Below are 252 nucleotides of genomic sequence, written 5' to 3' on the forward strand. Positions count from 1 at the left end.
TCCGGAAGTAGAAGACGGAGGGACTGCCCGCCCGATACACCGCAAAATCATCGCGACCGTCATCGTTATAATCGCCCACGACCTCGGGGTCGTCGCCCGTCTGCCCGAAGGGCTCAAAAAACCCCACGCCGTTCGACGACTGCAGCACCCAGAAGCCGGCCACACCGGCCAGCCCGGGTCGCCACACCGTGACATCCGACTTCCCGTCTGAGTCGTAATCGCCGCAAAGTACGGTGTCGCCAAGCGTCCCCC

The 252-nt window shown here is 63.9% G+C and carries 1 pseudogene; it reads right to left on the reverse strand.

Going from position 1 to position 252, the window contains the following annotated elements:
• Window positions 1-252 (reverse strand): annotated as a pseudogene (locus HMI57_RS18400) (hypothetical protein); the annotation flags it as partial.

The organism is Arthrobacter sp. 260 (genome assembly GCF_013116745.1).
In the GTDB taxonomy this organism is placed as follows: domain Bacteria; phylum Actinomycetota; class Actinomycetes; order Actinomycetales; family Micrococcaceae; genus Arthrobacter_D.